Origin of the sequence: Fervidobacterium sp. 2310opik-2 (genome assembly GCF_011057735.1) — a bacterium.
In the GTDB taxonomy this organism is placed as follows: domain Bacteria; phylum Thermotogota; class Thermotogae; order Thermotogales; family Fervidobacteriaceae; genus Fervidobacterium; species Fervidobacterium nodosum.
Genome location: NZ_LNGG01000029.1, coordinates 1 through 12,528, shown reverse-complemented (window position 1 = coordinate 12,528; position 12,528 = coordinate 1). Strand labels below are relative to the sequence as shown.

Below are 12,528 nucleotides of genomic sequence, written 5' to 3'. Positions count from 1 at the left end.
ATGAAGAGAATAAAGTACTTTACTTGGGATTGAATACAACAATAGGCTTATGTGTTAAATTCAACTCAGTTCCTAAATCTCTTACAAAATCGTGGTCTATTAGATACGCATGAGAAATAGCGGACAACAATCCTGTAGGCAATTTATCATCAGTTACCCTATCGAGGATATCAAGTTTGCTTTTTTTGTAAGTTCTTTTCGCAAATTCAACAATTGCGTACTTTTTGTCAAGTGATGTAAATAACTGAATCATGTCCATTTCTTTCAATCTCTTAAGAAATACATACTGATCTTCTATATCAGTCTGGTTATATGGCTTAACCAACTCAAGCAATTCTCTGTTTTTCTTTCCCATCTTCCTAATAAACTTATTAAAATGATGTGGCGTTCTTATGTAATAAAAATCAATCCCGCGATTGACGGCATACAACCTTAAAGTCGCGAATTGAGGCTCGTAGATTAGAAGTTTCTTCGAAATGAGGTTTGTGAGAATTCTATCTGCGTACTCATCCCATTCTGAAGTCACATTTAAAATTCTTGTGTACAAATCGTTGGGAACAGTATCTTTCACTTTATCGTAATGCTTTTCATTAGAAACAAGATATATGTATTTATACTTACCAGAAGCAATTAAATAAAACACATTATTAATCAAAAACGTATACGGACCAGTGACACAATAAATCTCGTAATCAAAAGTGTCCGATGATACTTTATCAATACTTTCCGTGGTAGCCAAAACGTAAAAGTATCTGCTCCTTACCTCAAATGAATTCATATCACTTGCCAAACCACTCATTATAACCACATCTGTCAGAAGGTCAAAAGCGGGGGTAAAATACTTCTCATTGCTCACGCTAGGTTTGATACTAACGACATCTTTAATAATCTCAAATGGCAGATAAGATTTGTTGTTTTCAATACCTAAAATACGTGTCCTTATTTCTTCAATCAAACTTCCATATTTCTTTACTATTAGCTCCATCGGTTTTCCGCTCATAGCGAATTCTGGCATATCATATTTCTCATAACAAATTACCCCATCAAAAGCTAATGAACTTAAAGCCCCATGAACTATACTAAGTAATAAGTCTAAAACCGATGGGTCTGATCCTAAACGGTATCCATATATTTTCTCTATAATACTAACAGTATTATTAATAGCCTCTTCAAGTCCTGATTTATTCTCTTTCACAGTTCTTGCAATACTACTTGCTATTAAACTAACAAGATACTCTTTGCTAATAATAATACCTATCACCACCTTGAAGATTATAAAACTATTCGAGAAGTGAAATATATAAAGGCATGAAATGCTTTGTCGAAGGGCATAATAAGTATGAAAAAACAAAAGCGCAAACTAAAATAACGCTACTTGAAATACTTAAAATAGCGTCGCGAACTCCAAGGGATACTCATTAAAAGTATCCTAAGATAATTAAGGTAATAGATTTAATTGGCTAATAATTTTTAAATTAAGTGGGTATAAAGAGATTAGTTAACAAGACTGGAGAGTGTGTTGAGGGATTAATATGTGCGATGGTTGACCATGAGCGTGGAAACTGCGTGTAATAAAGGGCTTAAATAAACGGCTTAAAAAATCCCCCCTTTTTGTGGCAATATTTTACCACACTTTACTTCCTTTGTAAACCCCATTTTTTAACATTTAGAATATTTGTATTCTCCATATCTTTTAAATGATTAAAAGAAACAAAAACAGAATATTGATATATTTTTATCAATTTGCAAGAAATTTACAAATTCAAGCAACGAAAAAACAATACTTAAGCCTTTTATTATACTTGAACGTGCGTAATTTATACAAAAAAATAATAAAAAATTAACATTATATTTACAACAACGTGGTATAATAAAAATGAATTTTGAACCGGGGTGATATCTTGAGGGGGATTCTAACATTAAAACTTGATAAACCACTTACCCTTCCCATCCATTACAACCACATACTCCAAGCCGCAATTCTAAACCTTCTCAGTGATGAGAACTACTCTAAATTTATCCACGATACTGGTTTTCAATTTGGTAAAAGGCGATTTAAAATGTTTGCGTTTTTCAGGGCTGAAAATGAGATTTTTGTATTGGTTTATTGCTTTTATTTACAAATGAAAATATAAACATAAAACTTTGGAAAGAAATTCGGGGGGAGGAATTTACTTGAGAGCAAAATTTATATTTCAAATAATAAGTCCTAAAGAAGAAATTTTTGAACTACCTATTTATTATCGAACACTATTTATGAGGCTTATGAAAGAAGCCTTATCAAAGTATAATCAAGAATACTTTAAGAACCTTTATTGGTGGGGAGACAAGAAAAACAAGTGGCAAAAACCATTTGTATTTGCAGTTAATTTTTCTAATATGAATATTACTAATAACTCTGTACTGTTTAAAGGTGATATATCTTTGAATTTGTCCACATCTGATTACGAATTCTTTATCAATATGTATAATGGCTTAATTAATAATCAACTTTATCCATATAATTTAACAGAAGTGCACAAGATTAAGCTAAAAAGATCATATTTAATGAGGGAACCAGAGAGTTTTGATACAACTATGAGGTTTAAAACTTTTTCACCTATCTTGATTGAGAGAAAAGATGGGAACGAGAAAATTCCAGTTTTACCTTTTGATGAAAGGTTTGAAGAATTTTTTAATGAATTTGTTGATTTTGAGATAAGAAACATCCGAATTTTGCGTGGACAAAATAAGGGCTTGCAAAGGAAACTTACTTTCAAACCAATAAATGTAAAAAAAACAGTTGTAAAGCACAGAATTTCTGATTTTGTTGAAAAAACAAAGAAAGATTATATGTATCTAACTGGTTTTTCTGGCTTGTTTGAATTATCAGGGGATCCTGAAGATTTGAAAGAATTATATTTGAATGGAATTGGGCTTAGGCGTGGGCAGGGTTTTGGATTTATAGAATTGGGAAAATAACAAAAATAGTAAAGGGGAATGCTTAATTATGAAGGAGAGGGTATATTTAGGTGATTGGGCTTACAATGCTGGGATTATTGGATTTATCGATATTATGTTAGATGGTGAAGATATAAACTCCCAAGACATCATCACAATCGGACCAAATTATATAGAATTTGACAGAAGTAGTTTAAATGGATTTTCTGATAAGTTTTTTAAAAAGGCTTCCCAAAGATACCCACGAACAGATGAATTGATTGATTTGGGTAACAAAATACTGGAAAAATTGAAAGAAAAGGAACTTGATAAAAACTTAAAAAAAGAAGTAAGTGATTTCAAAAAGAGAGTAGAAAAATTTTCTAAGTTAAAACAATTGATAGACAGCAATAATATAACCTTGCTTAAAGATTTTAATAAAGTTGATGCCGAACAATATGTTCATAAAGTAACCAATTTATTGATTGAAAACAAACAGGATTTAATTGAGGAGGATGCTAAAACTTACCTTAAAAATATAAGTTCAATATGTGGTGAAAAAAGTTTCCTAAATAAGAACTTTAAAGGGAATTTAAAAAATAAATTCTTTGAAGATTTTGAAAAGCCAATAGTTAACCAAAAAAACTTACAAGACAAAAATCATAAATGTATCTTTTGTGGTTCAAGACCTGCTAAAAAGGATGCTTTGTTAGATACTGGAATTGTAAGCTTTCTAGGAGCTAATAAGGATAACAAAAACTTTTTCTGGAATTTCAAATCGCAGCTACCTATTTGTGAAATTTGTGAGTTAATATACTTTTGCATATTTGCAGGATTAACCGAATTCAGAATGGGAAAAACAAAAAAATTTTATTTTGTAGATAAAAATGCTTCTGTTTTGGATCTTTATAAAACAAATAAACTATTTATGGAAATGATGTCAAAAGAGAAAAACATATTAAAAGAAAAAGAAATTTTGAATTTTGTCAATGATTACTTATTATTGAAATTTAGAGAAGAAAGTAAGTTTAGGTTAACTAATATTATGTTTATCGAAATAGACCTAACATCTTCTGATGTGCCACAACTTTATGGTCTTAATATAACAAAACAAAAAGCAGAATTCATAAATTCGAATTTTGGTCTTTTTGAAAAAATTACTGGTACATTTATAAGTTTTAAAGATAATAGTATTTATCCTTTCAGTGAGTTTATGCAAGAATTTATAAATAACACGCTAAGTTTTCAGTTCTTGACATTCTTAGAAGAACAATTTTTAGGTTCTCTAAAACCGAATTCCAAAATAAAAACGAACCTTTCGCCTTACAGGCTTCAAATGTACAACATGCTTATTTATAAATATATAAAAAATATAAAGAGAGGTGAAGAATCAATGGATGAAAAGAATTTGTGGGCAATGTATTTCTTTGGTCAAGAACTAAAGGAAAAATTCTTAGTTTCAAAGGCTGAAAACAAAATACCTTCTCTTGCTTACAGATTGCTTTCAGCACTTAGGGTTGGTGACGTAAATACATTTATGAATCTAATTATTAGAACCTATATGAGCTACAGCATGGAAATACCCGCTTTATTTGTTTTGGGAATGAACGATAGGGATAATTTCTATGCATTAGGATACAGTTTTGTAAATGGATTGCTTGGGAGCAAAAAAGATGAAGAAATAAAAAACAATGAGGAGGTTGATGACAATGAATAAAAATGCGGGAATTACAATCACTGTCATATTTGAAGGAATGAGCTTAAACTATGGAGAGAGCTTAGGAAATATTTCCGAACTAAAAAAACTTACAAGAGAAAATAAAGTATACACCTATATGTCAAGACAAGCCTTAAGATATGAAAAGTACAAATTTATGATAGAAAACATTGGTATAAAAGAAACTCCGGTAACAGGGGATGAGCAGGTAGTTCAATTTAGCAAAGAAGCAACAATTTTGGAATATCCTGAGATAGACTTGTTTGGCTATATGAAAACTTCAGGACAAGGACAAAACGCTCAGACTCGAACAGCGGTTGTAAAAATTACTCCGGCTGTATCTTTAGAAGAGTACAAAAATGATATTGAGTTCGCTACAAACTTAAATTTAGCAAAAAGAGCAAATACTAATCCAAATCCATATCAACTTGAACAACACAAATCTTTGTACACTTACACCGTGGCAATTGACTTGGATAGACTGGGCAAAGATTTCGATGAAAAAGGAAATATAATTGAAATATCCGTTGAAGAAAAACTCAAAAGGCTTTATAGTTTATTTGACGCAATAAAATTCTTAAGCAGAGAAATTAAGGGAAGAAGAGAAAATCTAAGTCCAATTTTTGTAATTGGTGGCCTTTATCCAATAAAAAATCCATTTTTCTTAAATAGAATAAAACTTATAAGGAAAGATTTTGCCTACACAATTGATCCAAGGCTTATTAAAAGTACGTGTGAATTGACACTACCAAACGGAAAGAAAGTCTTTGATTATACTCTAATAGGAATATTAGAAGGATTTTTTGCAAACGAGGAAGAGCTTAAAAATATTTTGCCAAATTCAAGTGGTACAATTGACAACTTCTTCAAAAATTTGAAGGAAAGAGCAAAAAAATATTATGAAGAAGGGATAGTTTAAAGATGGTGCATGAACTTTTAAAAATCAAGATTTATCAACCTTTTGCAAATTTTAGAAAACCATTTTCATACGGGATAGTGGATTCTTATCCCCTTCCTCCACCATCTACCTTAAAAGGATGGCTTCACAACATCTTAGGTGCAAAAGATGGAAAATATTATAAAATGGCTGTATCCATATGTGGAAAATTTAATTCCGTCGTTTATGATATTCAAAAGATAATAAAGTTTGATAGACTAAGAGGAGAAAAAGATAATGCTCCCGTCGTAAGCGAAATATCTGCAAGGGTGGTAAATGGCATTATATACGTAACAAACTTTGTTGATGTGGAGTTATGTATTCATGTAAACGCCGAAAAAGATACTTTAGATCAAATATATGAGAATATATATAACTCTTATTGGGGATTAGGACGTAAAGAAGATTTGATGAGAATAGATGAAGTAAAGTTTTTTGAACCCAGAAAAGTAAATTATAGAAATTATATAAAAGGGGAACTACCGGAAATAGGAATGTATTTAAAAAATTCAACTGCCGAAAAGTTTATGATTGATGGAATTAGGTTTAGGCTTAACCACAAATATGAGATCAAGAATGGTTTGAGAGTATTTACTGAAAAAAAAGATGTAGTTTTTATTGAAACATTGGAACAATTAAATCCTTTAGCAATGATTGACCAAGAAGTAATGGTAGATGATGAAAATATAATAATAGACTTAATAGGCGATGAGGAGTATGAAAATTGATAGTTATAAAACCATAGAACTTTATGCAAAAAGATTTAAAAAGGATAATCAAATTGAATATCAAACAATATACCAACACACAATGGACTTACTAAATAACATGGATAAACTGTTTGAAGAATATAGAGAAGATATAGAAGAAGGATGCAAAAAACTTCAAATAGATTGTAATAAGTTTGAGTATCTTCTAAGATTGGCAATAATATATCATGATCTAGGTAAAGCAAATTCGAAATTTCAGCAAAAAATAAGGGACAAGGCAAAAATTAATGAGGTGCCTCAGATTAATAATTTGTCTAGGGAGGTACCTCATAATTTTATATCTATAGCTTTTGTCGATTTAGAAGATGAAATTGAAAAGGGGAATATTAATTCTCAGGATTTTGAAAATTTACTTTTTACAATTGCATTTTCACATGATAGGAGTTTTGATTTTGATTGTAAATACTTTGAGAAATATATAAATGACGATGTGGCAAAATATTTAGAAAATGAAAGTTTGAACCCTTTGTTCAATTTACTTCCTTCAGCTCCTGATAAGGATAAAATACTTGAAAATTCAAAATATTTTTATAGGTTAATTACTAAGTTGAGAGAATCTATGTTCAAAGAACAGTATGACTTTTCAGACAAAAACGTAATTTTTAGAATTCTTTTAAAAGGTTTTTTGCATAGGCTTGATCACTCAAGTTCCGCAGGAATTATTGCAGAGGAAATAAAAATTCAAAATTTCCCAAAAAAGGTTGAGTTTTACTTAAAAAATAAAGGAAAATTCGCTGGTTTTAAAGATTTTCAAAAAAAAGCTATTGAGCTTTCTGGAAAAAACGTGATTTTGTTTGCACCAACTGGCAGTGGAAAAACAGAGTTTGGTTTAAACTGGGCATCCAAAAGTAAGCTCATTTATACTCTTCCGATCCGTGTCTCAATTAATGCGATGTATGAAAGATTGGCAAAGGTCTTTGGAGAAGATAAAGTTGGAATTTTACATTCTGATAGCACAATGTATTTAATTGAAAAATACATGAATTCAGAGCACGAAAATCAAGAGTTGGAAACTTTGTTTGACAATATCGATCTTGCTAAAAATTTAAGTCTCCCGGTAATTGTAACAACAGGAGACCAAATTTTTACATCAGCTTTGAAATGGCCAGGATTTGAAAAAATTTATTCATTGTTTTTGTACTCAAAAATCATAATAGATGAGCCACAAAGTTATTCCCCAGAATCTTTAGCAATTATAATAAAGACCTTAGAAGAAATAATAAACTTAAATGGTAAATTTTGTTTAATGAGTGCGACAATTAATCCGATTATTTTAAAATACATTGGAAAGTATGCTGAGTATGTCCAAGCATATTCAGATGAAGATTTGAAGAAAATGTATTCTCACATTGTTTCTATCAAAGAACTTACAATTTTAGATTGCATAGATGAGGTAATTGAAAATGGAAAGAGAAAAAATGTGCTTGTCATATGCAATACTGTGAAAAGAGCTCAAGAGGTTTACCAAGCTATAAAAGAAAGCCTAAAAAATTCTGAAGAAATTCCTGTTGAGCTTTTACATTCAAGGTTTTTAGAAGGACAAAAAAGGCAAAAAGAACAAATCATTATGTCAAATCAGAGGAAAAACGGCATTGTCATCTCAACTCAACTTGTAGAAGCTTCACTTGATATAGACTATGATATCTTATTTACTGAACTAGCATCGGCAGATTCATTACTTCAAAGAATGGGAAGGATATACAGAAAAAGAACGTATAACGATTTATATCCAAATATTATCATTCTAACTAAGGATCCAAGCGGAGTTGGAAAAATTTATCAGAAAGATATTGTCGATAGGACAGAAGAGTTCTTGAAAGATTTTCATGGAAATAAAATTACAGAGTATGACAAGAAAAGGCTGAATGAGTATGCATACAATGTTAATGCACTTGAAAAAACCAGATTTATAAACAATTTCAATAAAGCATACGAACTTCTAAAACTTGGATACAGAGCTGATAGAAAGATAGAAGCACAAAAAATTTTTAGGGATATTGTCACGATTTCTGGAATACCAAAAGAAATATTTGATAGAAATTTTGAAGAAATAAATGAGACATTGAAAAAAATAAAAACGAGGTCTTTAAAATCAACCGAAAAGTTAAAATTAATTTTCTCTATAAGAAAATATACAGTTACTGTACCAGCATACTTTTTTACTAATGGCGGAGTAAGAATTTACGATAAGGATTCAGGAATTTATATTCTTGATTGTGAATATGATAACGAATTAGGTTTAATACCACCAAAAACATTGGAACAGTCCGATATATGGTAAAAAAGCGAGTGAAAACGAAATGGAAGATATTCAAAGTATTTTGGATTTAAGATTCCAGGGTATAAAAATAAACTATCTCTATGTATGTAAAAGAAAACTTTGGTTATTTAGTAAGAACATCACTTTTGAGAATACATCTGATAAAGTGCTTTTAGGTAAAGTACTGCATGAATACTCGTATCCAAAAGAAACAAAAAGGGATGTTTTAATTGATAATCTTATAATGATTGACATTCTGTCAGATGGTAACGTTAGAGAGGTAAAATACAGCAGTAAAATGAAAGAAGCTGATATAATGCAGGTTATTTACTATCTTTATTACCTCAAGCAAAAGGGTATTAAAAAGCATGGAATAATTAATTATCCAAAAGAAAAAAGAAAAGAAGTCTTGGAACTGACGGCTGAGTATGAAGAAAAGATAAAAAAGGCTTTAAAAGAGATAGAAGAAATTACAGCAAGGACCACACCACCACCTGCAAAAAAGCAGAAAATTTGCAAATCATGTGCATATTATGAGTTTTGCTGGGGGTAAATGATATGCCAAAAAGCTTATATCTTACCTCTAATGGAAGAATAAAAAGACATGAAAACACCTTATACTTTGAAACAGAAAAAGAGAAAAGGTCTATTGATATTGAAAATGTTGAACAAATTCACATCTTTGGAGAAGTAGACTTGAATACTAAAGCTCTAAATTACATTTCTCAGTACGGTATTGTCCTTCATTTTTATAACTACTATGGCTTTTATACTGGAAGTTTCTTACCGCGCAAGAAAAACGTATCCGGAGATGTTGTTATAAAACAAGTTCTTCATTATATTGATACAGAAAAAAGGCTATTTTTGGCTTATTGCTTCGTTGAATCGGCAGTGTACCACATAATGCGAAATTTGAGGGAAAGGAAAGAAGCTAAAGATTTTCTGAGTTCAATTGAAGATGAGTGGGAAAATAGTAGATTGAATATATCAAGTATTACAGAATTAATGGGACTTGAGGGGAGAATACGAAATATGTATTATCAATCTTTTAATCAGTTTTTGCCAGAGGATTTCACAATGAAAAAAAGAGAAAAAAGGCCACCAACAAATCCTATAAACGCTTTGATTTCATTTGGAAATAGTTTAATTTACAGTCATACCTTGTCTCAAATTTACCAAACTCAACTTGATCCAACAATAAGTTTTTTGCATGAACCAAGTGAAAAAAGATTTTCGCTAAGTCTTGATATATCTGAAATTTTCAAACCATTAGTTGTTGATACTGTAATATTCAAACTTCTCAATAATCGTCAGCTTAGTCTTGAACACTTTGATGAAGATTTGAATTATTGTTATTTAAACCAAGAGGGAAAAAAGATATTCCTGAAAGAATTTGAAAAAAAGCTCGAGACTACGGTTCGTCACAGACAACTAAACAGAAATGTTTCATACAAGGGATTTATAAAACTTGAATGTTATAAACTGATAAAACATTTTATAGGCGATCAAGTTTATTCTCCACTCAAAGCATGGTGGTAAATTTGCTGAAGATGAGTGAAACTTGACAAATACTTTTTTAAAATAATTCATAAAGATATTTTTTCAAAGGAGTGGTTAAGTATATTTTTGATAGTTACTTACGATGTTAATGAAAAAAGAGTAAACAAGGTAAGAAAGATATTGAAAAAATACTTTATCTGGGTACAAAACTCTGTTTTCGAAGGTGAAATCACATTTGGAAAGTTAGAAAAATGTAAACGAGAACTGCTCTCAGTAATAGAAAAAGACGAGGATTCAATATATTTTTATGAGATTGAATTTAAAAATGCTTGCAACAAGAAAATATTGGGGCAAGAAAAGAATTATGACTCCATAATATTGTAATTATAACAATATAATCAATTTTGCAGCGAACCTCATTTTAGACTATGCAACAGTAAAATATTGATAAAATCTAGAAAAATAAATTATTCATCAAAAAAATACTAAATCTAAATCAATACTTTGCTGCAAAATATATTCTTTTTAAGCAATTTTAAAATTAACTTTAATTATAAATATCCTCTAAACTTTTTCTCTTTTACTGATGTGGGTTTTATCTGAACTATGAGGAATGTAAAGACTGGTCAGACTGTTCCTGTAACCGTTGAAGCTTCAGTTTTATCTGAACTATGAGGAATGTAAAGACGGTTTCAAGCACGAAACACTCGTTTCGTACTTCTCGTTTTATCTGAACTATGAGGAATGTAAAGTAAACAGATAATAAATTACCAGACGTGGTATTTGTATGTTTTATCTGAACTATGAGGAATGTAAAGTTTTAAGTTCACTAATTCTCATACCAAACACCTCCAGTTTTATCTGAACTATGAGGAATGTAAAGGAATTTTTCGGGCTTATTGTGTCAAAAAAGGCTGAAAAGTTTTATCTGAACTATGAGGAATGTAAAGTTGCAAGAGTCTTGGTTAAGTCTTGTTTGAGTTCTTGTTTTATCTGAACTATGAGGAATGTAAAGAGATGTAAAATGTACGATTGAAAACGTGATATATTGGTTTTATCTGAACTATGAGGAATGTAAAGTTGAACTTTTCGAGCAAATGTTAAACACACATCCAAGTTTTATCTGAACTATGAGGAATGTAAAGTGTGTTTCTATTTAAACCGTGGCACAGAGCCTCGTCAAGTTTTATCTGAACTATGAGGAATGTAAAGAATACTCGTTGCTCTTCCGCGATTTCGTCATCATGAGTTTTATCTGAACTATGAGGAATGTAAAGTCCGCTGAAAACAGTTCGAAACTGTCTCCAACGTAGTTTTATCTGAACTATGAGGAATGTAAAGAGATATTGGCTTCAAGTATGCAGTTCAGGAGTTCAAAGTTTTATCTGAACTATGAGGAATGTAAAGTCGAGATACTGTTGGTAGATGCCAATGAGATGCTCCAGTTTTATCTGAACTATGAGGAATGTAAAGTTCATACTAGATGAAACAAACATTAACATGTTACCAGTTTTATCTGAACTATGAGGAATGTAAAGATTAAAGGAGGTATTAGGTATGGATAAGGAACTCATTGTTTTATCTGAACTATGAGGAATGTAAAGTTGAAGTAACTTAGTAAAGCCTTCGAACTTCTCAAGTTTTATCTGAACTATGAGGAATGTAAAGTCGCAACGGTCTGTTGATTTTTGAAGTATCTTTATATAGTTTTATCTGAACTATGAGGAATGTAAAGTTTTTGTTTACACCGTTTACTGTTACCATAATTTCGGTTTTATCTGAACTATGAGGAATGTAAAGATTCGTGATGCATCACATATAGTATACCACGAAAGCGTTTTATCTGAACTATGAGGAATGTAAAGTTGGTGCAAGTACAGTTATTCTTTCCGTCTATCGTGTTTTATCTGAACTATGAGGAATGTAAAGGTATATGGTTTCACCTTGTACGCTAGGATTAATTGTAGTTTTATCTGAACTATGAGGAATGTAAAGTTATAACACACGCTCAACTTGGTCTGATTGCGCAATAGTTTTATCTGAACTATGAGGAATGTAAAGAATCGACCTCCGTTTTATTTTGTATTACCCTCCTATGTTTTATCTGAACTATGAGGAATGTAAAGGCATTATATACTTGTCAAGCAAATTCTGAAATTCTAGTTTTATCTGAACTATGAGGAATGTAAAGAGGAATCATCAAATCTTTGCTGTTTGCTTCAAGTTCAAGTTTTATCTGAACTATGAGGAATGTAAAGGTACACTTAATGTAACAAAGAGTTAACGTAAAATTTCGTTTTATCTGAACTATGAGGAATGTAAAGATTCAACATGCATAAGATTTCCGGTAATAAGTCAAGAGGAGAAAAAATAGAAAAATAAAAAACCTAGTCAACACTTTGACTTTCAATAACTTAATATTTCA

At 30.6% G+C, this 12,528-nt stretch carries 9 protein-coding genes and 1 CRISPR repeat array; of the genes, 8 read left to right on the top strand and 1 reads right to left on the bottom strand.

Going from position 1 to position 12,528, the window contains the following annotated elements; translation table 11 throughout:
* Positions 1-19 precede the first annotated feature (19 nt).
* Complete coding sequence (locus AS161_RS08865; protein WP_164542545.1) at positions 20-1,261, bottom strand: hypothetical protein; 1,242 nt, start codon at positions 1,259-1,261, stop codon at positions 20-22.
* A gap of 914 nt (positions 1,262-2,175) precedes the next feature.
* Here AS161_RS08865 and cas6 point away from each other — a divergent pair.
* The 8 genes from cas6 (at position 2,176) to cas2 (ending at position 10,487) form a co-directional block, all read left to right on the top strand.
* A complete protein-coding gene (cas6, locus tag AS161_RS08860) occupies positions 2,176-2,961 on the top strand; it encodes a CRISPR-associated endoribonuclease Cas6 (RefSeq protein WP_164542544.1) in 786 nt (261 codons plus the stop codon).
* Positions 2,962-3,055: 94 nt separating this feature from the next.
* Positions 3,056-4,636 carry a type I-B CRISPR-associated protein Cas8b1/Cst1 gene (gene cas8a1 / locus AS161_RS08855; RefSeq protein ID WP_206518809.1) on the top strand — a complete coding sequence of 527 codons (1,581 nt, stop codon included), beginning with the start codon at positions 3,056-3,058 and terminating at the stop codon, positions 4,634-4,636.
* Positions 4,629-5,555: a type I-B CRISPR-associated protein Cas7/Cst2/DevR gene (cas7i, locus tag AS161_RS08850; RefSeq protein ID WP_164542542.1), complete on the top strand. Its 927-nt coding sequence runs from the start codon at positions 4,629-4,631 to the stop codon at positions 5,553-5,555. Before cas8a1 ends, cas7i begins: the two co-directional genes overlap by 8 nt.
* A 2-nt stretch (positions 5,556-5,557) precedes the next feature.
* On the top strand, positions 5,558-6,301 hold the full coding sequence (gene cas5b / locus AS161_RS08845; protein WP_164542541.1) for a type I-B CRISPR-associated protein Cas5b: 744 nt from the start codon (positions 5,558-5,560) through the stop codon (positions 6,299-6,301).
* The gene (gene cas3, locus AS161_RS08840) at positions 6,291-8,624 is read left to right on the top strand and encodes a CRISPR-associated helicase Cas3' (RefSeq protein ID WP_164542540.1); all 2,334 of its coding nucleotides are present in this window, start codon (positions 6,291-6,293) and stop codon (positions 8,622-8,624) included. Before cas5b ends, cas3 begins: the two co-directional genes overlap by 11 nt.
* Before the next feature lie 19 nt (positions 8,625-8,643).
* The gene (cas4, locus tag AS161_RS08835; protein WP_164542539.1) at positions 8,644-9,156 is read left to right on the top strand and encodes a CRISPR-associated protein Cas4; all 513 of its coding nucleotides are present in this window, start codon (positions 8,644-8,646) and stop codon (positions 9,154-9,156) included.
* Positions 9,157-9,161: 5 nt separating this feature from the next.
* On the top strand, positions 9,162-10,142 hold the full coding sequence (gene cas1b / locus AS161_RS08830; RefSeq protein WP_164542538.1) for a type I-B CRISPR-associated endonuclease Cas1b: 981 nt from the start codon (positions 9,162-9,164) through the stop codon (positions 10,140-10,142).
* An 81-nt stretch (positions 10,143-10,223) separates the two neighbouring features.
* Entirely contained in the window at positions 10,224-10,487 is a 264-nt protein-coding gene (gene cas2, locus AS161_RS08825; RefSeq protein WP_164542590.1) for a CRISPR-associated endonuclease Cas2, read from the top strand.
* A 208-nt stretch (positions 10,488-10,695) separates the two neighbouring features.
* Positions 10,696-12,427: a CRISPR direct-repeat array (repeat unit 29 nt; unit sequence GTTTTATCTGAACTATGAGGAATGTAAAG).
* Positions 12,428-12,528 lie beyond the last annotated feature (101 nt).

Coding starts and splice junctions, on each gene's coding strand:
- cas1b (WP_164542538.1), top strand. CDS start 9,162: ATGCCAAAAAGCTTATATCTTACCTCTAATGGAAGAATAAAAAGACAT.
- cas5b (WP_164542541.1), top strand. CDS start 5,558: ATGGTGCATGAACTTTTAAAAATCAAGATTTATCAACCTTTTGCAAAT.
- cas7i (WP_164542542.1), top strand. CDS start 4,629: ATGAATAAAAATGCGGGAATTACAATCACTGTCATATTTGAAGGAATG.
- cas3 (WP_164542540.1), top strand. CDS start 6,291: ATGAAAATTGATAGTTATAAAACCATAGAACTTTATGCAAAAAGATTT.
- cas4 (WP_164542539.1), top strand. CDS start 8,644: ATGGAAGATATTCAAAGTATTTTGGATTTAAGATTCCAGGGTATAAAA.
- cas8a1 (WP_206518809.1), top strand. CDS start 3,056: ATGTTAGATGGTGAAGATATAAACTCCCAAGACATCATCACAATCGGA.